The organism is Neisseria sp. P0020.S003, assembly GCF_051957095.1.
Classification (GTDB): Bacteria; Pseudomonadota; Gammaproteobacteria; order Burkholderiales; family Neisseriaceae; genus Neisseria; species Neisseria subflava.
Genome location: NZ_JBQCWU010000004.1, coordinates 1 through 19,716, shown reverse-complemented (window position 1 = coordinate 19,716; position 19,716 = coordinate 1). Strand labels below are relative to the sequence as shown.

At 51.4% G+C, this 19,716-nt stretch carries 16 protein-coding genes and 3 pseudogenes; 8 read left to right on the top strand and 11 right to left on the bottom strand.

Annotation, left to right across the window (positions count from 1 at the left end):
• Positions 1–86 precede the first annotated feature (86 nt).
• The 3 genes and pseudogenes from ACTHTQ_RS03875 to copM all read left to right on the top strand — a co-directional run bounded on the left by ACTHTQ_RS03875 (position 87) and on the right by copM (position 3,664).
• Positions 87–1,229 (top strand): annotated as a pseudogene (locus tag ACTHTQ_RS03875) (NADH-dependent flavin oxidoreductase).
• Positions 1,230–1,443: 214 nt separating this feature from the next.
• The gene (locus ACTHTQ_RS03870) at positions 1,444–3,039 is read left to right on the top strand and encodes a peptide chain release factor 3 (RefSeq protein ID WP_415770008.1); all 1,596 of its coding nucleotides are present in this window, start codon (positions 1,444–1,446) and stop codon (positions 3,037–3,039) included.
• A gap of 241 nt (positions 3,040–3,280) precedes the next feature.
• Entirely contained in the window at positions 3,281–3,664 is a 384-nt protein-coding gene (gene copM / locus ACTHTQ_RS03865) for a CopM family metallochaperone (RefSeq protein WP_440363150.1), read from the top strand.
• 24 nt (positions 3,665–3,688) lie between these two features.
• On the opposite strand, the pseudogene ACTHTQ_RS03860 reads toward copM, so the two are convergent.
• The 4 genes and pseudogenes from ACTHTQ_RS03860 to ACTHTQ_RS03845 all read right to left on the bottom strand — a co-directional run.
• Positions 3,689–3,859: pseudogene (locus ACTHTQ_RS03860) on the bottom strand (IS3 family transposase); the annotation flags it as partial.
• Positions 3,846–4,412: pseudogene (locus ACTHTQ_RS03855) on the bottom strand (sulfite exporter TauE/SafE family protein); the annotation flags it as partial. The pseudogenes ACTHTQ_RS03855 and ACTHTQ_RS03860, both read right to left, overlap by 14 nt.
• Positions 4,413–4,531: 119 nt before the next feature.
• Complete coding sequence (locus ACTHTQ_RS03850; protein ID WP_004519302.1) at positions 4,532–5,482, bottom strand: bile acid:sodium symporter family protein; 951 nt, start codon at positions 5,480–5,482, stop codon at positions 4,532–4,534.
• Positions 5,483–5,687: 205 nt separating this feature from the next.
• Positions 5,688–6,575, bottom strand: coding sequence for a YicC/YloC family endoribonuclease (locus tag ACTHTQ_RS03845; RefSeq protein WP_440363149.1), 888 nt, complete (start codon positions 6,573–6,575; stop codon positions 5,688–5,690).
• Positions 6,576–6,713: 138 nt separating this feature from the next.
• Between ACTHTQ_RS03845 and rph the strand changes: the two genes are divergently transcribed.
• Both rph and ACTHTQ_RS03835 read left to right on the top strand, forming a co-directional pair.
• Positions 6,714–7,442, top strand: a complete 729-nt coding sequence (gene rph / locus ACTHTQ_RS03840; protein WP_250599877.1) for a ribonuclease PH — start codon at positions 6,714–6,716, stop codon at positions 7,440–7,442.
• Positions 7,443–7,613: 171 nt separating this feature from the next.
• On the top strand, positions 7,614–8,834 hold the full coding sequence (locus ACTHTQ_RS03835) for an aspartate kinase (RefSeq protein ID WP_440363148.1): 1,221 nt from the start codon (positions 7,614–7,616) through the stop codon (positions 8,832–8,834).
• 79 nt (positions 8,835–8,913) lie between these two features.
• Here the strand turns inward: ACTHTQ_RS03835 and ACTHTQ_RS03830 are convergent, their stop codons facing one another.
• Both ACTHTQ_RS03830 and ACTHTQ_RS03825 read right to left on the bottom strand, forming a co-directional pair.
• The gene (locus tag ACTHTQ_RS03830; RefSeq protein WP_440363147.1) at positions 8,914–9,354 is read right to left on the bottom strand and encodes a DNA polymerase III subunit chi; all 441 of its coding nucleotides are present in this window, start codon (positions 9,352–9,354) and stop codon (positions 8,914–8,916) included.
• Between the two features lie 37 nt (positions 9,355–9,391).
• On the bottom strand, positions 9,392–11,878 hold the full coding sequence (locus tag ACTHTQ_RS03825; protein ID WP_440363146.1) for a heavy metal translocating P-type ATPase: 2,487 nt from the start codon (positions 11,876–11,878) through the stop codon (positions 9,392–9,394).
• A 360-nt stretch (positions 11,879–12,238) separates the two neighbouring features.
• Between ACTHTQ_RS03825 and ACTHTQ_RS03820 the strand changes: the two genes are divergently transcribed.
• Positions 12,239–12,364 carry a hypothetical protein gene (locus tag ACTHTQ_RS03820; protein WP_003678791.1) on the top strand — a complete coding sequence of 42 codons (126 nt, stop codon included), beginning with the start codon at positions 12,239–12,241 and terminating at the stop codon, positions 12,362–12,364.
• 67 nt (positions 12,365–12,431) lie between these two features.
• On the opposite strand, the gene hflX is transcribed toward ACTHTQ_RS03820, so the two are convergent.
• The 4 genes from hflX to lptF all read right to left on the bottom strand — a co-directional run bounded on the left by hflX (position 12,432) and on the right by lptF (position 17,159).
• Positions 12,432–13,592, bottom strand: a complete 1,161-nt coding sequence (gene hflX / locus ACTHTQ_RS03815; RefSeq protein WP_440363145.1) for a GTPase HflX — start codon at positions 13,590–13,592, stop codon at positions 12,432–12,434.
• Positions 13,593–13,636: 44 nt separating this feature from the next.
• A complete protein-coding gene (locus ACTHTQ_RS03810; RefSeq protein ID WP_440363144.1) occupies positions 13,637–14,857 on the bottom strand; it encodes a glycosyltransferase in 1,221 nt (406 codons plus the stop codon).
• A gap of 119 nt (positions 14,858–14,976) precedes the next feature.
• Entirely contained in the window at positions 14,977–16,047 is a 1,071-nt protein-coding gene (gene lptG / locus ACTHTQ_RS03805; protein ID WP_440363143.1) for an LPS export ABC transporter permease LptG, read from the bottom strand.
• A complete protein-coding gene (gene lptF, locus ACTHTQ_RS03800) occupies positions 16,044–17,159 on the bottom strand; it encodes an LPS export ABC transporter permease LptF (RefSeq protein ID WP_250599863.1) in 1,116 nt (371 codons plus the stop codon). Before lptF ends, lptG begins: the two co-directional genes overlap by 4 nt.
• Positions 17,160–17,317: 158 nt before the next feature.
• Between lptF and ACTHTQ_RS03795 the strand changes: the two genes are divergently transcribed.
• Positions 17,318–18,727 carry a leucyl aminopeptidase gene (locus ACTHTQ_RS03795; RefSeq protein ID WP_154954293.1) on the top strand — a complete coding sequence of 470 codons (1,410 nt, stop codon included), beginning with the start codon at positions 17,318–17,320 and terminating at the stop codon, positions 18,725–18,727.
• 101 nt (positions 18,728–18,828) lie between these two features.
• Entirely contained in the window at positions 18,829–19,311 is a 483-nt protein-coding gene (locus ACTHTQ_RS03790; protein WP_107723621.1) for a cupin domain-containing protein, read from the top strand.
• Positions 19,312–19,468: 157 nt separating this feature from the next.
• On the opposite strand, the gene ACTHTQ_RS03785 is transcribed toward ACTHTQ_RS03790, so the two are convergent.
• On the bottom strand, positions 19,469–19,716 hold a 248-nt coding region (locus ACTHTQ_RS03785), incomplete at its 5' end, for a transposase (protein WP_440363142.1).

The following is a 19,716-nucleotide window of genomic DNA, read 5'->3' as shown; positions in this document are numbered from 1 at the left end:
AAACTTTTCAGACGGCCTGCGTACTTGATAAATTCCCGAATGGCCCAATTCTATGCCGACCATTCACTTATCAAGAGTAAAACTCCATGAATCCAAAATAGGCCACACTCTTTCAAACATACACCCTCAATAACGGCGTAACCATCAAAAACCGCCTTGTCGTCGCCCCCATGACCCATTTCGGCTCACAAGCCGACGGTTTGATCAGCGACCAAGAGCGTACCTTCCTCAGCAACCGTGCAGGCGATATGGGCTTGTTTATCACTGCCGCCACTTTGGTTCAAAAAGACGGCAAAGCCTTTCACGGCCAACCTGAAGCCACAGGCGAACACTGCCTCGACAGCCTGAAAGAAACCGCACAAATCCTGCAACAACAAGGCGCAAAAGCGATTTTACAAATTCATCACGGCGGTTCCAAAGCCATGAATGACCTTTTGGACGGTCTCGACAAAATCAGCGCTTCCGCCAGCGAAGCCGAACACGCACGCGAAGCGACCGAAAAAGAAGTCGAAGCACTCATCGCCTCTTATGCGCAAGCCGCCGATTTGGCGCTTCGTGCCGGTTTTGACGGCGTGGAAATCCACGGTGCCAATGCCTATCTGATCCAACAGTTTTACTCCGCCCAAAGCAACCGCCGCAACGACCAATGGGGCGGCAGCTTGGAAAACAGAATGCGCTTCCCGCTCGCCGTCGTCGATGCCGTGGTTGCCGTCCGTGAAAAACACCAGCGCGACGACTTCATTATCGGCTACCGCTTCTCTCCCGAAGAGCCAGGCGATGACGGCTTGACCATGACTGAAACCGGCGCACTGATTGACGCGCTGGTACAGAAGCCGCTGCAATACCTGCACGTTTCCCTGTGGGAATTCGACAAAAAAATCCGCCGCGGCGGCGATACGGCGCAAACCCGTATGCAGTTCATCCACGACCGCATCAACGGCAAACTGCCGCTTATCGGCGTGGGCAACCTGTTTACCGCCGACCAAATTTTGGCTGCCTATAAAACCGGCTGGGCAGAATTTATCGCATTGGGCAAAACCGTGATGATTAATCCGTACATCGCCACACAAATCCGTGAAGGCCGCGAAGATGAAATCGAAACGCAACTCGATCCGACGCGCGCCGACCATTACGGCCTCCCCGACACTTTATGGGGATTTGCCTCCAGCGGTACACAATCATGGCTGCCGCCGGTAAAAGGTGCGGAATGGAAACCGATGGATATTTAATCATCGATTCATAAACAAAGGCCGTCTGAAACTTTTCAGACGGCCTTTGTTTTGGCGCAAACATTGAATTATCAAGCATTTTTTTGTACAATTCCGCATCTTTCAATCTATTGCAGGGCGTGTTGCACACGCCCTTATTTTAGCCTGTTTTCCAACACCCATATCCTTCAGGCCGTCTGAAAAAACGGCCTGAACCTTTTTGCAAAGAAAGCCCATGTCCCAAGAAATCCTCGACCAAGTGCGCCGCCGCCGCACGTTTGCCATCATCTCCCACCCTGACGCGGGTAAAACCACGCTGACCGAAAAACTGCTGCTGTTTTCAGGCGCGATTCAGAGCGCGGGTACGGTAAAAGGCAAGAAAACCGGTAAATTCGCCACTTCCGACTGGATGGAAATCGAGAAGCAGCGCGGCATTTCCGTCGCTTCATCAGTGATGCAGTTCGACTACAAAGACCATACCGTCAACCTCTTGGACACGCCGGGACACCAAGACTTCTCCGAAGATACCTACCGCGTATTGACCGCCGTCGACAGCGCGTTGATGGTCATCGACGCGGCAAAAGGCGTGGAAGCGCAAACCATCAAACTCTTGAACGTCTGCCGCCTGCGCAACACGCCGATTGTCACGTTCATGAACAAATACGACCGCGAAGTGCGCGATTCTTTGGAATTGCTGGACGAAGTGGAAAATATTTTAAAAATCCGCTGCGCGCCCGTTACTTGGCCTATCGGCATGGGCAAAAACTTCAAGGGCGTGTACCACATCCTGAACGATGAAATCTATCTCTTCGACGCAGGCGGCGAACGTCTGCCGCACGAGTTCGACATCATCAAAGGCATCAATAATCCCGAATTGGAACAACGCTTTCCTCTGGAAATCCAGCAGTTGCGCGACGAAATCGAATTGGTGCAGGCGGCTTCCAACGAGTTCAATCTCGACGAATTTCTCGCCGGCGAACTCACGCCCGTGTTCTTCGGTTCGGCGATTAACAACTTCGGTATTCAGGAAATCCTCAATTCATTGATTGACTGGGCGCCCGCGCCGAAACCGCGCGACGCGACCGTGCGCATGGTCGAGCCGGACGAGCCGAAGTTCTCCGGATTTATCTTTAAAATCCAAGCCAATATGGATCCGAAACACCGCGACCGCATCGCCTTTTTGCGCGTCTGCTCCGGCAAATTCGAGCGCGGCATGAAGATGAAACACCTGCGTATCAACCGCGAAATCGCCGCTTCCAGCGTGGTTACATTCATGTCGCACGACCGCGAGCTAGTGGAAGAAGCCTACGCGGGCGACATCATCGGCATCCCGAACCACGGCAACATCCAAATCGGCGACAGCTTTTCTGAAGGCGAACAACTGGCGTTCACCGGCATCCCCTTCTTCGCGCCCGAACTGTTCCGCAGCGTCCGCATCAAAAACCCGCTTAAAATCAAGCAACTGCAAAAAGGTTTGCAACAGCTCGGCGAAGAAGGCGCGGTTCAAGTCTTCAAACCGATGAGCGGCGCAGATTTGATTTTGGGCGCGGTCGGCGTGTTGCAGTTTGAAGTCGTTACCTCGCGCCTCGCCAACGAATACGGCGTAGAAGCCGTGTTCGACAGCGCATCCATCTGGTCGGCGCGCTGGGTATCGTGCGAAGACAAGAAAAAGCTGGCGGAGTTTGAAAGAGCCAACGCGGGCAACCTCTCCATCGACGCAGGCGGCAACCTCGCCTACCTCGCGCCTAACCGCGTGAATCTGGGACTCACGCAGGAACGCTGGCCGGACATCGTGTTCCACGAAACGCGCGAGCATTCGGTTAAACTGTAAAATGCAAAGGCCGTCTGAAACATTCAGACGGCCTTTTTTTCATTCGATATCAACCCAATAAATCCCAAGCAAACTTCCCAATGGTCAGGCACAGCAGCAACATAAATCCGTAACGCAGCTCAAATATTGTCTTATTTTAGCTTTTAGCACCTCACCAAACATTTTCGGAATAAATGTTGACTTTAACCTTCGGTCAAAGTTTATGATTTGTGCTCCTTTAGTTATCACATAGGCGAAAAACATGAAAAAACTTATGACTTTTATCACACTTAGCGCTGTTGCAATTTCAAATTATGCCCAAGCTAATGAACAACCGCATCAAGCACACATGAATATGCCAATGTCGACAGATTCTGCAATGCAACAAGAATTAATGCAAGGTATGAATCAAATGAATCAAGACATGATGGCAGCTGCGCAATATAAAGATCCTGATGTTGCTTTTGCAGCAGGTATGTTGCCACACCATATTGGCGCAGTAAAAATGGCGGAAGTTGAATTAAAATACGGAAAGGATCCTGAGATGCGTAAGCTTGCTGAGGATATTATTAACGCACAACAAGCGGAAATTGAACAAATGCAAAAATGGCTTAAAGCACACAACAAAAAAAACTCCGTAAAATGATCTGACCCCAAAAGTTAGACTGATTTAGTTCAAGGACTGAGTTCTGTAATTCACAGAGCTCAGTCCTTTTAGTTTCCCCTGAATGCGCTCATGGTTGTAATAATGAATGTACTCATGAATCGTTTTTTCCAGTTGTTAGAACGTCTCAAATCATTTACCGTAATAACATTCCATTTTTAATCGTCCAATTGATGACCTTTGCCGAGGCGTTGGCCGCTAAAAAATCATAGCCGTAAAAGCGAACGAACACAAAAGCCAGCAGGCTGCCTGTTCCCGGCCCGAACACACCGTCGTAAAACCAGATTAACGCGCCGAAAAATAAGCCCCATAAGGTTTCGCGGCGCGTCAGCTTTTCAGTGCGCACCGTCTGCCCCAAGTCTTTTTTCAAAAAAGTGTACAGACACATAGCAATCATGATGACCAACATCGCCGGTTTCATGTATTGCACGGGGAAATACACCACCGTTTTCGCGCCCAAATATGAAGCAGCAAACGCCAACGCCGCCGCAGGCAACAGCATTTTCCACGGCACTGGGATTCGGCGCAGATATTGCCCCGTCGCGGTTAGCGTGCCGCAACAGGAAGCAAATTTATTGATACCCATCACTGAAGCCACAGGCGTAGCGTTTGGCAATAGGTTGAACAATCCGGGAATCTGCAACAGCCCGCCGCCGCCAACGGCCGCATCCATCAACCCGGCAGCAAAGCCGACCAATACCAGATAATAAAAAAACGAATCTGCAAGCATAATGTCCATCTCTAAAAAGCAAAGCGATTTTGCGCGTGTTTGCCTGTCCTGACAACCTACAAGGCCGTCTGAAAACCATACGTTCAGACGGCCTTTTGTTATCTGGCAATGTTTACAGCTTATTGCTTGCGCTTGTCCCACCAGGCAAACAAGTTACCCAAAACCGTTCCCGATACAGAGTGCCAAACGCAGGCAACGGCGGCGGCAACGGCAGACTCGGCATTACCGGGAAAGAATTTAGCGCTCAAACCGGTGGCAAGTCCGGCATTTTGTACACCGACTTCGATGGCAAGGGTGCGTTTTTTGGCGGTATTCATGCCAGTCAGCGCGCCGCTGTAATAGCCAAGAATATAGCCGCCAATGTTGTGGGCAGCGATGGCGAGTACCATCACGAAGGCGGATTCGGCGAAACGATGGCCGTGAACGGCAGCAACGCCGCCGACAATACAGGCAAATGCAACAACGGCAACGGCAGGCATAATCGCGCGCACGTCTTCAAACCAATGTTTTTTATGCAGCAAGATATTGGCGGCAGAGCCGATAACGACAGGCAGCAGGGTAACAAGCAACATAAACTTGAACATACCCCAGCCGTCCATTTCGACGGTTTGTCCGACCAAATAAGTCATCCACAACGGCGTCATCACAGGAGCAAGGACGGTGGAAACAGTGGTCATGCCGACCGAAAAGGCAACATCGCCTTTAGCCAAAAAACTCATAATGTTGGACGAAACACCGCCCGGACAAGTACCGACCAAAACCAAACCCAGCGTCAATCCGGGCGACAGGTCGAAAGCTCTGGCAATACCAATGGCAAGCAGCGGCATGATGGTATATTGGGCGATGGCACCGATAAAAATATCGAGCGGACGTTGCGCCAAAATTTGATAATCTTCTTTGCCCAAAGTCATACCCATACCCAGCATGATGATGCCGAGTACGACGACTTGCGTATCGCCTTTTACCCACGAAAAAGTGGCAGGTTCGATAAAGGCGATGATAGAAGCAAGGACGATGATCAGGGCGGTGAAGCGGGTCATTTGCCGACTGATGGCGGTCAGAAAGTTCATTATTTTTCTCCTGTGTATGTTTTTATCATGACAATAATTACCATAATTTAACACATGTTAACTCTTGTGCGCAATTACAGTAGCGTAACAGGAAACCTACCATCCAATAATGTTTAAAAACAAACCACACCGATTCCACCCAATATCAACACAAAGGCCGTCTGAAACTTTTCAGACGGCCTTGTTTTATCTGTTCGTTATCGATTTATTCGATATTTTGAACCTGTTCGCGCATTTGCTCGATCAAGACTTTCAGTTCAACAGAAGCTTGCGTGCATTCGGCGGCGATGGCTTTGCTGCCCAAAGTGTTGGCCTCACGGTTCAACTCTTGCATCAAGAAATCCAAACGTTTACCTGCGCTGCCCTTGCCTTCGGTAACAATGCGGCGTACTTCGGCGATATGGGTGCGCAAACGGCTGAATTCTTCATCCACATCGGATTTTTGAATAAACAAAGCAAATTCTTGTTGCAAGCGGTCGTTGTCGATATTGCCGACGGCTTCTGTCAAACGGGCTTTGACTTTGTCCATATGCGCCTGCAGCAGGCTTGGGAACAATTCATTCAAAGCATCCACAATCTCTTCCATAGCAGCCAGACGTTGCAGCAAATGTTCGCCCAGTTTTTTACCTTCGCGTTTGCGGGCGGCTGTGAACTCTTTCAACGCGCCGGTCAATAAATCTTTGACACCTTTCGCCAAGGCCTCGGAGTCTTCGCTCTGACCTGCCAAAACGCCGGGGAAACGCAAAACGTCGGCCACGCTCAGCTTGCCGAAATTGTGTTCCTTGCGCCATTCTTTGTTTAAATGCGCCAGTTGTGCGACTAAATCCTGATTGACTTCCAAAGTCTGACCGCCCGAAGCCGCATCTTGCAGCTGAACACGGCATTCCAATTTACCGCGCGCCACGGCCGCGGCAATCTGCTCGCGCAACGCGCCTTCCAAATAGCGCAACTCTTCCGGCATACGGAATTGGACATCCAAATAACGATGGTTGACCGCGAGGATTTCCAAATTAATCCGCTTGCCGCCGCATTCGCCTGCGGCATTGGCAAAGCCGGTCATGCTGTGGATTTGAATAGTTCGTCTTGTAGCCATGGTTTTACTCCGTTTCCAAATACGAGTGAAAGTATGGACACTATAACACACCCGACCGACGATTTTCAGACGGCCTTTGATGCCAAATTCCTCTATAATTCAAGGTAACCTGTTTTTTATTCTCCCAAAAGGACCATCATGAGCGACTACACCCGCACCGACCGCGCCGCCAACAGCCTGCGCAACATCAAAATCACCCCCAATTTCCTGCCACACGCCGACGGCTCCTGCCTTATTGAGTGTGGCAACACCAAAGTGATTTGCACTGCCTCCATCGATGAAAACGTTCCCCCTTTCCTACGCGGTAAAGAACAAGGCTGGGTAACGGCCGAATACGGTATGTTGCCGGCCTCCACCGCCTCCCGTATGCGTCGTGAAGCCGCCGCAGGCAAACAGTCCGGCCGCACACAAGAAATCCAACGCCTGATCGGCCGCTCACTTCGCGCCGTCGTCGATATGGAAAAACTCGGCGAACGCCAAATCCTGATTGACTGCGACGTTATCCAAGCCGACGGTGGCACGCGTACCGCCTCCATTACCGGTGCCTACGTTGCCCTGCAAATCGCCGTGGACAAACTCCTTTCAGACGGCCTTATCAGCGAAAACCCCATCCGTGAAGCCGTTGCTGCCGTTTCCGCCGGCGTGGTGGGCGGTGTACCGCTTTTGGACTTGGACTATCCCGAAGATTCAGGCTGCGACAGCGACGTTAACATCATCATGACCGCATCCGGCAAAATCATCGAAATCCAAGGTACGGCTGAAGGCGCACCGTTTAGCATCGAAGAATTGGGCAAGCTGATTGCCTTGGCGCACAAAGGCATTGCCGAATTGGTTCAACACCAGCAGGCTGCCCTTTTAGACCGATAATCAGCAAGGCCGTCTGAAAGCTTTCAGACGGCCTTTTTCAACAAAATCCTTTTATGCGCATTTACTCAAAAAAGCGCGTTCCATCCTTGAATTCCATGTAAAAAATAGTAATAATAACCCTTTTTCCAGCAAACCAAGCTGCCCGACAAACCCCACAAGAAAGCACGAAACATGGCGTTAATCGTACATAAATACGGCGGCACATCAGTAGGCTCGCCCGAACGCATCAAAAACGTAGCCAAACGTGTCGCCAAAGCCCGCGCCGAAGGACACGACATCGTAGTCGTCGTATCTGCCATGAGCGGCGAAACCAACCGACTGGTCGCACTGGCGCACGAAATGCAAGAACATCCCGATCCGCGCGAACTCGACGTCGTTCTCGCTACCGGCGAACAAGTGACCATCGGCCTGCTGGCCATGGCCCTGAAAGACATCGGCGTTGACGCCAAGAGCTACACCGGCTGGCAGGTCGCCCTCCAAACCGACACTTCCCACACCAAAGCCCGCATCGAAAACATCGACGACGAAAAAATGCGTGCCGATTTGGCCGCCGGTAAAGTCGTTATCGTAGCCGGTTTCCAAGGCATCAGCAGCGAAGGCGATATTTCCACGCTCGGACGCGGCGGTTCCGACACCTCCGCCGTTGCGCTCGCCGCAGCCCTCAAAGCGGACGAATGCCAAATTTACACCGACGTGGACGGCGTTTACACCACCGACCCGCGCGTCGTACCCGAAGCGCGCCGCATGGATACGGTTACATTTGAAGAAATGATCGAACTGGCAAGCCTCGGCTCGAAAGTCTTGCAAATCCGTTCCGTAGAATTCGCCGGAAAATACAAAGTGCGCCTGCGCGTACTGAGCAGCCTGCAAGACGGCGGCAACGGCACCTTAATTACCTTTGAAGAGGACGACAACATGGAAAGAGCAGCCGTAACCGGTATCGCATTCGACAAAAACCAAGCACGCATCAACGTACGCGGCGTACCTGACAAACCCGGCGTTGCCTACCAAATCCTCGGCGCAGTGGCCGATGCCAACATCGAAGTCGACATGATCATCCAAAATGTCGGCAGCGAAGGCACAACCGATTTCTCCTTCACCGTTCCACGCGGTGACTACAAACAAACCATCGAACTGCTGCAACAACGCCAAGACAGCATCGGCGCCGCCTACATCGACGGCGATGACACCGTATGCAAAGTCTCCGCAGTCGGCTTGGGTATGCGTTCACACGTCGGCGTAGCCGCCAAAATCTTCCGCACCCTCGCAGAAGAAGGCATCAACATCCAAATGATTTCAACTTCCGAAATCAAAGTATCCGTCCTGATTGACGAAAAATACATGGAACTGGCTACCCGCGTTCTGCACAAAGCATTCGACTTAGGCAACTAATTCCAGCCTATTAAAAAGGCCGTCTGAAAATTTATTTTTTCAGACGGCCTTTTATATTAAAACTTTGCTGTTTCAACACTCAATCCTTCCCTTCTCTCGAAAAATGCTCAATCTCAAATCCGCTCTGACGATAAGCTCGGAAACGGTCTCGGGCTTCGGCCAAATCTTCCAAGCTGTTGCCCACAATTTCAAGGATACGGTTTGGAATGGCCGGGGCTTGGCTCCAAAAATCGGCAGACAGGTTCAAAACCGTGCAATTCTGCGGAATATTCGGCAATGCATTTCCAAACGCAAGCAATACCGGCGTTTCAGACGGTATGGGGTCGGTAGGCAGCCAGACTTCATGCGGAATAAAGTTTTCGGGAATCTGCTGCCATAAATCAACGTCTAGTTGCTGCACTGCCGCAGCAGAATCCGACCACACCAAAATCTGCCCGCCATCGCGTATGGCGCGCGCAATCAGGCGGCAGGCAAAGGCGGCCGGCTGGGAGACGTGTGTATAAAAAGTGGCTTTAGGCATGGCGTATTCTTTCGTTTGAGCAATGGATTTGCCGTTTTCAGACGGCCTTTTTGGTTTTCAACAATCTCAAGGCATTGCCCAACACCAGCAGCGAGCTGAAACTCATGCCGAGCGCGGCGATCCACGGGGTAACGTAACCAAACACGGCCAATGGAACGGCAACCAGATTGTATGCGCTCGCCCAAGTCAGGTTTTGACGGATGATTTGATGGGTGCGGCGTGCCTGTTCCATCATCACGGGCAAAACGTTCAAATCATCATTGAGCAAAACCACATCCGCACCGTCTCGCGCCACATCGGCACTCGTGGCCACGGCTGCCGATACGTCGGCTTGGGCAAGGACGGGGGCATCGTTGATACCGTCGCCAATCATCATGACTTTACGCCCTTGTTTTTGCAGATTTTCCACATAAGCCAGCTTGTCTTCAGGCGTGGCTTCGGCACGATAGGCATCCAAACCCAGCTCTTGCGCGACTTGGGCTACGGCAGCCTGACGGTCGCCGCTTAAAAGGTGCAGACGGATGCCGTGCTGTTTCAGGTTTTGCAACATTTCAGCGGCGCTGTCTTTGATTTGGTCTTCCAGCAAAAAGGCCGTCTGAAAACCGCTTTGATTGCCCAAGAAAATAATGCCGCCTGTGTAGTCGATATGTGCAAATGCTTTGGGCAGATTACCGGCAATTTCCGAAATAAATGCCGCTTTGCCCAAAGCCCAAACTTGGGTTTCGCCATCAAGTTCGATTTGCGCGCTGACACCGTATCCGATACGGTTGACCCGTTGCTGCACTTTCACATCAAGCGCGGATACCAGGCCGTCTGAAAGCGTATGGTTCAAAATGGCACGGGCGATGGGGTGTTCGGATTGCTGTTCCAGTGCTTGGGCGATAGCAAGGGCTTGGGCTTCGTTCAGACGGCCCACGGACAACATACGGCTGACGGAAAGCTGCCCTTTGGTCAGCGTACCGGTTTTATCGAACACGACATCGTCAATTTGGGCAAGCGTTTCCAGGCTTTGTTTGCCGCTGATGAGAATGCCGTCTTTGGCAAGCGCACCGGTCGAAGCAGCCAGCGCGGTCGGAGTGGCAAGCGACAAGGCACACGGGCAGGTAATGACCAACAGGGCAACGGTAATCCACAAGGCGGTGTGTGCATCTGCATACCACGCCCAGCCGATAAAAACAGGAACCGCAAGCAAGAGTTCGCCAAACACAAAACTGGACGCGTATTTTTCGGCCAACTCGGCGGCACGCGGTTTTTGTGCCAGCGCACGGTCGAGCAGTTTAACGATATGGGACAAACGCGTGTTGCCGCCGGTATGATCGGTGCGGATGATTAAAGGGCTGCTGGTGTTGAGTGTACCGGCGGTTACTTTTTCAGACGGCCTTTTCACGATGGGCAGGCTTTCGCCGGTCAACATGGCTTCGTTAACTTCGCTCTCACCGGACAAAACCGTACCGTCCACCGGAATGACTTCGCCGGGTTTCACAACAATCGTATCGCCGATATTGAGGCGGACGACTGCGGCTTCCTCGATGGCTTCGCTTTCAGGATAAGACGGCAAACGGTGGCAGAATGCCGGAACCAATTTAACCAACCGCTCCGCCGCATCGCCGGCTTTGCGTCGGGCAATCTGTTCCATAAAACGCCCGCCCAACAGAAAAAACAGCAACATGGCAATGGATTCAAAATACATGCCCTGCCCTGCATTGGTAGCCAGGCTGTAAATACCGGCGATAAAGGTCATCACAATGGCAATGGCAATCGGCGTATCCATGCCGACACGGCGGTTTTTCCAGTCGCGCCAGGCGCCGCGGTAAAACGGCAACGCGCTGTAAAACACAACGGGCAACACCATCAAAAAGCCGCCCCAATGCAGGATTTCCAAATAAAGCGGCTCGATGTCGCCGCCGTAAAAATAAGTCGGCAGGGCAAACATCATCGTTTGCATCATGCCCAGACCGGCCACGGCCAATCTGACGATAAACTGTTTGCGTTCCTTCTGCGCCTGCGCTTCGATTTTTTGCGCATCATAAGGCGCGGCGGTATAACCGGTTTGGCGGATTTTCAGCAAAATGTCCGACAATTCGATGTGGGCGCTGTCCCACACCACGCGGCAGCGGTGGGTACTGTAATTCAAATCCACGCGCACCACGCCCTTCATGCGCAACAACTGCTGTTCAATCAGCCACACACACGCGGCGCAGGTAATGCCGCCCAGCATCAACACCGCCTCGCGCTCATCCCCTGCGCCAACCTCGACAAAATCAGCCTGCACTTCGGGCAAATCATATAGCTTTAATTGCGACAACACTTCCGGTGGCGGCAATTCGGATTTTTCCGCGTCTGCGGTACGCTGTTTGTAATAATTGCCCAAACCTGCATCGATGATACTCTGAGCCACCGCTTGGCAACCGGCGCAGCAGGTTTCGTGTTCTTCGTCTTCAAAACGAACCGTCAGATGCAGATGTTCCGGGACTTCAAGTCCGCAATGAAAGCAGTTTTTTTGGGAATGTGTGGGAGATGTCATAATGTGTTCGATTTATTTTTCAGACGGCCTGAAACAATCATCTCAGGGTGTTACATTTTAGCAAAAAGCGTTTTTCCGCCTCATTTCATTTACTTTTGAATTAATAGACTGTCGAATTTTATAAAAAACATAAAAAACAAAGTATTGACCGTTTGTCAAATGATGAACGGTAACATATAAACACCGTTTATCTTTAAAAACTTCCAATTATTTTAATGTAAAAATGGAACTTTTTTAAAAAATCCAATATATTTTTTATTGACCTCAATCCACTTAAGCAGCATACTTTAGGCATTCCGCGAAGACGGAAATAAAAAACACACATTTACTTATAAAACTAACTTATTGGGAAACCTCACCATGATTGATCGCCTTATGCCTATCTTTGCCGTTATCGGCATTTTGTCCAGCACCGTATACCTGAGCCTCGCCGCTTGGATGCTTTACGAAAGCGTGTTCAAAAAGAAAAGCCCTCTGTCGGCATAATCCTCGGATTTAAAATTTTACGGTAAGGCCGTCTGAACATTCAGACGGCCTTGTTTCATTCCAACTATCAAGCACTTTTCTGTACGGCTAATTCAATCATCGCTTCGCGCAAACCATCCAAGCCCAAACTTTCGGCAACGGAAACATTCACGCCGACGGCATGCCCAGAGTTGTCGCGCAAAATGCCTGCTTCACGCACACCCGACGGCAGCAAATCGATTTTGTTGTACACCACCAATTGCGGAATTTCATGCGCACCGATTTCTTCCAAGACTTCGTTGACATCGTCCATCTGCCGTTCAAAATCGGGATTGGACGCATCAACGACGTGCAGCAGCACATCCGCCATCGCCGTCTCTTCCAAGGTAGCGGAAAACGCCGACACCAGCTTATGCGGCAAATCACGGACGAAGCCGACGGTATCGGTCAAAATCACGCTCGCCTCGTGCGACAGGAACAGCCGTCGCGCTGTGGTATCCAAAGTGGCGAACAACTGGTCTTTCGCCAATACGTCCGCTTTGGTCAGGCGGTTGAACAGGCTGGATTTTCCAGCATTGGTATAGCCGACAATGGCAAAGGTTTTCAGACGGCCGCTCATGCGCGATTTACGGCGTGTGGCACGTTGTTTGCGGACATCGGCAAGCTGTTTTTTCAATGCCGTGATTTTTTGTCCGATTAAACGGCGGTCGGTTTCCAACTGGGTTTCGCCCGGCCCTTTCAAGCCGATACCGCCCTTCTGGCTTTGCAAATGTCCATAACCGCGTACCAGCCGTCCGCTCAAATGGTTCAACTGGGCCAACTCCACCTGCAACTTACCTTCCTGCGATTGGGCGCGTTTGGCGAAAATCGCCAAAATCAAACCCACTCTGTCGAGTACGCGGCATTGAAGCTCTTTTTCCAGATTACGCTCTTGTGTCGGCGTGAGTTCGTGGTTGAACACGACCAGCCCGACATCATGCTGCTTGACCACTGCCGCCAACTCTTCCGCCTTACCCGTACCGACAAACAAAGCCGGATGCGGTTTGTCACGGCGTGAAGTTTCGATAGAAACCAAATCGCCGCCGGCCGCACTTACCAATTCTGCCGCTTCGGTCAAGGCCGTCTGAAAGCCGCGCTCGCGCGTTTCGTTTGCGCCGGAATAGTCCGCCGTCAGCATTACGCCGACCAAGAGGACGCGTTCGGGCTGCTCCAAAGACTTATCGACGGAAAACAGATTGCGCTTGCTCAAAAAATTTCCTTTCAGACGGCCTTATGGCTGAGTCAAAGTCCTGATTAACTGTTTTTCAAAATATCGGCGAAATATTCGGTCACTTCTGCCAAACGTCCGCCCTGCGCGGCATAAGGCTGCATTGCGGCCACCAGCTGCTCCAACACTTCGCGCGTTTCGGTTTGCGCGTGTTCGCGGTAGAGCCACATATTTTGCATGGTTACCGTGGTCAATGCTTCGCGTACATTAAGCAAGAGCAAGTGGCGGCAAGACTCGTAGCCTTGGCGCAAATCGCCGGCCGCATAGGCGGTAACCGACAATTCATAGTCGATGTCCAACTGATAAACATTGCTTTGGACAAAAAGAATATCGTCTGTTGGGAACGGAATGCGTTTCGCCATCAGGCCGATTGCATGGGAAATGCGGTATTTCCCTTCCTGACGCAGCATGGTTTGCGCAAGGTAGAGACACTCGGCACGGCGCGGATTGTAATCGTAGCCTGCCAACCAAGTCGCCAAGGCTTCATCGCGTTTGCCCATTAATTTGTAGCACTCGCCCAGCTGTTGGTAAGAAACCGTCACTTCCTCGATCCAACCGCCTAACTCGATGCGTTTTTTAAACCATTCGCTCGCACGCTCGGGCATATCAGAATCCCAATAAGAACGCGCCGCATAAAAGGCGTAACGCGGTTTCAGGTCTTCATCTTCAGGACTGTAAAATGCTTTTTCCAAAGAAACCGCGTCAAGCAGGTATTTGTTCGCCATATTGCTGCGCGCGCCGAAACGGCCGCTGAGAACCGTATAGTCGCCATGAAGCGTGGCTTCGCTGGTATCTTGTTTGTCGGTTTCGATAAACTCGTGCAACACGCCGCGCCAGTAGAATGTACCGTCATTGCGCAATAACAGCGGACGGTAATAAACCACGCTGCCCATGGCGTTTCTCATGCGGAGGCGGTAGCGGTCGGCGATCAGTTCGGGTAATTCCAATTTGCCTTCAAAGCGGTCGTCCGCATCAAAAATCAACACGTAATCGGTTTTGCCTTTTGCGTGTTTCAACGCCTGATTGCGGTTGTATGCAAAATTTTGCCAACCATCATGATGAATCTCGCCCGCGATGCCTTTTACATCGAAAAAGCGACGGATTACGCCGACGGTATCATCGGTCGAGCCGGTGTCGCTGATGACATAGTAGTCAAGTTTGATGTGGTCGGTGATGTTGGCCAGTGTTTCTTCGATGATTGCCGCTTCGTTTTTGACAATCATATTCAAGCAGATGGTTTGGAACATTTTCAATAGCCGCATTGGTTTGGAAAGGTATTATTTTACTTTAGCATTTTGTTTTTTGCACACAAAATACTCAGGCCGTCTGAAGATTGCCTTTCAGACGGCCTGAAGTTTATTTTGCCTTATCTTTTTTCCTGACGACGTATCAGATACACCGCCAACAATGCAAACAAAACCGTCGGCAAGGCGCCCGCCAAAAACGGCGGCACGCCGTACAACTGGCTGGTAAAGCCGAAGAGCCTTCCGGCAAAGTGGAACAGCAAACCAAGGCAGATACCGCCGAAAAGTTTCAAGCCCATATTGCCGTGGCGCGTGGTTTGCGGGATAAAGGCAAAGGCAACAAGCGCCATTACCCATGCGGCAACGGGATACACCAGCTTGCGCCACCATGCAATGGCATAGACTTGGGTATTTTGGTTGTTTTTTTCCAGATGGTCGATGTAGGTGGTCAATTCGCCGACAGACATTTGGTCAGGCTTGACGAGCAATACATCCATCAGGTTGCGTTTGACGGAAATCGGCCAGTTTTCTTCGGCGGCAGTAGAGACTTCGACTTTATCTTCTCCCAATATGCTGCGGCGGATATTTTTCAGCTGCCAGCTGCCGTCGGGATTTAAAACGGCTGATTCGGCTTCTGCCGCTTGGGTCAGTTCGTTTTTATCGTTGCGCTGCCAAATTTTGATGCCCAAAAGCGTATGGTCGGGCAACATTTCGCGCACGTTGATAATGCTGTTTTTTTCTTTCAGCCAAAGGCCGGTATTGCCGGTACTGATTTTGCCGTTGATGGCGGCGGCTTTGATGTTTTCGGCTTTTTGACTCAGCGTGGGGGCAACCCATTCGCCAAGAGCAACGGTGGCAATGGCGAAAATCAAACCGAACTGCGACAGAATCAACAGCAGCTTTTTGGTACTCATGCCGCTGGCTTTGATAACGGTCAGCTCGCTGCCGGAAGCCAGTTGGCTGAGGGAAATCAGGCCGCCGATCAAAACAGCAAGCGGCATCAGTTCATATGCGCGCGCAGGCATCTGCATTAAAACATACTGCCCCAATTTTGCGCCGTTATAGCTGCCCTTTCCAAGATCGCCGACTTCGTTGATGATTTCAAAAAAGCTGTACAAAGCGAGGAAGGCAAGGAGGGCGTAAACCGCCATAACCGCCATTTGACGGATGATGTAACGTGAAATCAGGTTCATTTTCCGCCTTTCAATGTCAGACTTTTGGCAACCGCCTGCCAGAAGGGTTGGCTAGGCATACTGCGCACGCGCAGCAGGACGACGGCAATCACAAACATGATGATGTGCATAGGCAGCAGTCCGATCCAGAAATGGATTTTGCCGTCTTCCACAGCATTGCGCAGAAAGGTCAGCCCGTTTTGGTAAACCAAAAACAAACCGATGGCAATCAGGATATTGTAGGTATGGCCGCTGCGCGGATTGAAATAGGAAAGCGGCACAGCAAGCAGGCACAACAGTAAAACGCTGACGGTCAAGGAAATACGCCACATCAATTCCGCCTGGTGTTGGGGATTGCTACTGCCAATCAGTTGGGCGGTCGGAATGGTGCGGCGGTGTGAAACAGGGTCGATGAGTTTGGGCGTGGTGCTGATAATCAGACTGAGGTGTTGGAAAGAAACGCGGTTGTAATCGGCTTTGCCGGGCGTACCGCTGTAACGGTAGCCGTCGCGCAATTCAAGCGTGCGTTTGTTGTCGGTCAGCGAAAAATTGCCCTCTTTGGCAAAAACGATGTTGTCGTTGCCGTTTTTATCTTGCTCACGCAGGAACAGGTTTTTCATGATGCCGGATTCGGTATCGAAGGTTTCGACAAAATAAACTCTGCCGTTGCGCTTGCCCAAGTTATTGAACTCGCCGGCTTCTACCAAAGACAACTCCTGTTTCTGCTTCAAAATTTCGGCATATTCGCGGCTGCGCAACTCTGCCCACGGCATTACCCAAAGCTGCATGACGGCAATCAAAATGGCAAACGGCACGGCAAACTGCATGACCGGGCGTATCCATTGTTTCAATGCTAATCCGCAGGAGAGCCAGACCGACATTTCGCTGTCGCGCCAGTAGCGGGTCAATACGGTCAACGTACTGATAAATGCGGTCAACACCAGCAAAAGCGGGGTCATGCCGATTACCCAGAAGCCGACCAAGGCCAGCACTGCATCGATGGCGACACGACCGTCGGCTGCGCGGCCAAGCAAGTTGATGGCCTGCGTGGACACCAATACCGCCAAGAGGACGACAAAGATGCCGACGGCGGTAAAGGAAAGTTCTTTAATAAAGTTTCTTTGGTAAATCATAAGATTGAGCGTGGTATACGGTTTATGGGAAACCTATATTTATTAATAAGGCTTCAGACGGCATGACACAAATGGAGTACAATGATTTTCATCTGTTCGGACGGTTGGTCAACATGCCGTCTGAACAACCGACAACCGTTCCAATCAGGAGAATAAACGTGAAATTTAGCACAAAAGCCGAAACTTTGCAGGCTCAACAGGCAGGTGCGCAATTATTTGTCTGCGCCGAAGCATCGCAACTGAGCAACCCGACTGCCCTCGCCCTCTTCGCTTCCCTTGAAGAAGGTCAAAATTTCGCCGACACCAAAATCCCGACGGACAACGGTTTGCAAGCCATTGCCGTTGCCCGCCTCGCTAAAACCGACCGCGCCGCATTGAACAAAGCCGCAGCCGAAGCCGCCAAATGGGCGCAAAATCAAGAAACGGTCAATGTGGACGTTCATGCTTTCGATGAAGCACAAGCAGCAGCTGTTGCCGAAGCGTTTGCGATTGCGTTCGGCAATGCCGCCTACCGTTTCGACCGCTACAAAAAAGAAGCCAAACCGGCCAAATTTGCGGAAGCCGTGTTCCACAGCGCACACGAAGCCGCCGTCAAAGAAGCCCTGCGCGTTGCCGAGGCGCAGGTTTACGGACAAAGCCTCTGTCGCGACTTGGGCAATGCCGCACCCAACGAATGCACGCCTGAATTCCTCGCGCGTACTGCCAAAGCCGAAGCCGAAAAATTGGGCGCACACGCTAAAATCATCGAAAAAGACTACATCAAAGAAAACATGGGTTCGTTCTGGTCTGTCGCCAAAGGCAGCGTCGAAGACCCATATTTGGTCGAATTGAGCTATTTCGGTGCAGCCGATAAAGAAGCCGCGCCTGTAGTATTGGTCGGCAAAGGCATCACCTTCGACACCGGCGGCATTTCCCTCAAACCCGGTCTGAACATGGACGAAATGAAGTTCGACATGTGCGGCGCGGCAACCGTCATCAGTACCTTCTGCGCCGCCGTCAAACTGCAACTGCCGATCAACCTGATTGCCATCGTCGCTACTTGTGAAAACATGCCTTCCGGTGCGGCCAACAAACCGGGCGACGTCGTAAAAAGCATGAAAGGCTTGACCATCGAAGTGTTGAACACCGATGCCGAAGGCCGTCTGATTTTGTGTGACGCACTCACTTACGCCGAACAATTCAAACCTAAAGCCGTTATCGATGTCGCCACCCTGACCGGCGCGTGCATCATCGCCCTGGGTCATGACGTCAGCGGCGTGATGGGCAACAACCAAGATTTGGTCGACAGCCTGCTGGCCGCTTCACGCAACGTGGACGACAAAGCATGGCAACTGCCGCTCTTTGAAACCTACAAAGACCAACTCAAATCCAACTTTGCCGACATTCCAAACATCGGCACGCCGGGTGCAGGCACGATTACCGCCGCAACATTCTTGTCTTACTTTACCGAAGACTATCCATGGGCACACCTCGACATCGCAGGTACCGCATGGAAATCCGGCGGTGAAAAAGGCGCGACCGGCCGTCCTGTTCCTTTATTGTTGAACTATCTGCGCAATGTGAAATAAATCTTGGGGGGAAGCCTGCGGGATTAATCGTTTCAACCCCGCAGGCCGTCTGAAAACGGAATCCGCATTATCTGACTCAACCTGACAAACGGAGAACCACCATGAAACCACTATTTGCCGCATTATCTGTCGCCCTTCTGCTCGGCACATCCATAAGCGCTCAAGCTGCCGAACAAACCACCCCCACCGACCGCAGCATCCAAGTGTACAAAAAAGCCGACTTAGCAGAATGGAACCGCGAAAACGCAGCCGGTGGCCAAGGCCCGCTGCTCGGCAGCTTTGCCTTCACGCGCCATCAAACCGCCGACCAAGACGCATTCAAAGAAATCGGCTGGCTCACTCTTCCGCCTGGCGCTTCCATCGGCCAACACAAACATACCGGCAATGAAGACGTTTACATCATCGTATCCGGCAAAGGCCTGTTTACCGATAGCGAAGGCAAACAAACCGAAGTCGGCGCCGGCGACATTACCATCGCCCGCCCCGGTCAGTCCCATGCACTCAAAAATATCGGCAAAAAGCCGTTGGTATTCTTAGATTTGATTGCAGAGACCGCTGGCGCTAAAGCCGCCGAAACCAAGTAATACTTTCAATGAAAGCAAACAATCTGCCATGACTTTCTGCCTTACCCAAACCAGGCAGCAGAGAGATTGTTCCGTTTTCATTTAAACCTGCATACAAGCTAAAGGCCGTCTGAAAACTGAACTGGCCCCCAAATCTTGGACACTCATAAAAGCCTATTCAGGCACTCTGTGCAAGCTGGGTTCTGTATGCGACAGGACTCAGCTTTTTCAATTTCAAACTGCAATGCTCCCGGTTGTAGTAATCCATATAGTCATCTATCTGCTTCATCAATTCGTCCACCGTCAATTCACCTGCGTTATAGAAACACTCCGTCTTCAACACCGCAAAGAAGCTTTCCATCGGCGCATTGTCCCAACAGTTCGCCTTTCGCGACATGCTTTGAACCATGGAATGCTCCGCAAGCA

Excerpts from the sequence above, each read along its gene's own strand:
- ACTHTQ_RS03850 (WP_004519302.1), bottom strand. The coding sequence starts at position 5,482 with ATGAACTTTCTGACCGCCATCAGTCGGCAAATGACCCGCTTCACCGCC.
- lptG (WP_440363143.1), bottom strand. The coding sequence starts at position 16,047 with ATGAACCTGATTTCACGTTACATCATCCGTCAAATGGCGGTTATGGCG.
- ACTHTQ_RS03825 (WP_440363146.1), bottom strand. The coding sequence starts at position 11,878 with ATGACATCTCCCACACATTCCCAAAAAAACTGCTTTCATTGCGGACTT.
- ACTHTQ_RS03790 (WP_107723621.1), top strand. The coding sequence starts at position 18,829 with ATGAAACCACTATTTGCCGCATTATCTGTCGCCCTTCTGCTCGGCACA.
- ACTHTQ_RS03820 (WP_003678791.1), top strand. The coding sequence starts at position 12,239 with ATGATTGATCGCCTTATGCCTATCTTTGCCGTTATCGGCATTTTGTCC.
- ACTHTQ_RS03810 (WP_440363144.1), bottom strand. The coding sequence starts at position 14,857 with ATGTTCCAAACCATCTGCTTGAATATGATTGTCAAAAACGAAGCGGCA.
- lptF (WP_250599863.1), bottom strand. The coding sequence starts at position 17,159 with ATGATTTACCAAAGAAACTTTATTAAAGAACTTTCCTTTACCGCCGTC.
- ACTHTQ_RS03845 (WP_440363149.1), bottom strand. The coding sequence starts at position 6,575 with ATGGCTACAAGACGAACTATTCAAATCCACAGCATGACCGGCTTTGCC.
- ACTHTQ_RS03835 (WP_440363148.1), top strand. The coding sequence starts at position 7,614 with ATGGCGTTAATCGTACATAAATACGGCGGCACATCAGTAGGCTCGCCC.
- copM (WP_440363150.1), top strand. The coding sequence starts at position 3,281 with ATGAAAAAACTTATGACTTTTATCACACTTAGCGCTGTTGCAATTTCA.
- rph (WP_250599877.1), top strand. The coding sequence starts at position 6,714 with ATGAGCGACTACACCCGCACCGACCGCGCCGCCAACAGCCTGCGCAAC.
- ACTHTQ_RS03830 (WP_440363147.1), bottom strand. The coding sequence starts at position 9,354 with ATGCCTAAAGCCACTTTTTATACACACGTCTCCCAGCCGGCCGCCTTT.
- ACTHTQ_RS03870 (WP_415770008.1), top strand. The coding sequence starts at position 1,444 with ATGTCCCAAGAAATCCTCGACCAAGTGCGCCGCCGCCGCACGTTTGCC.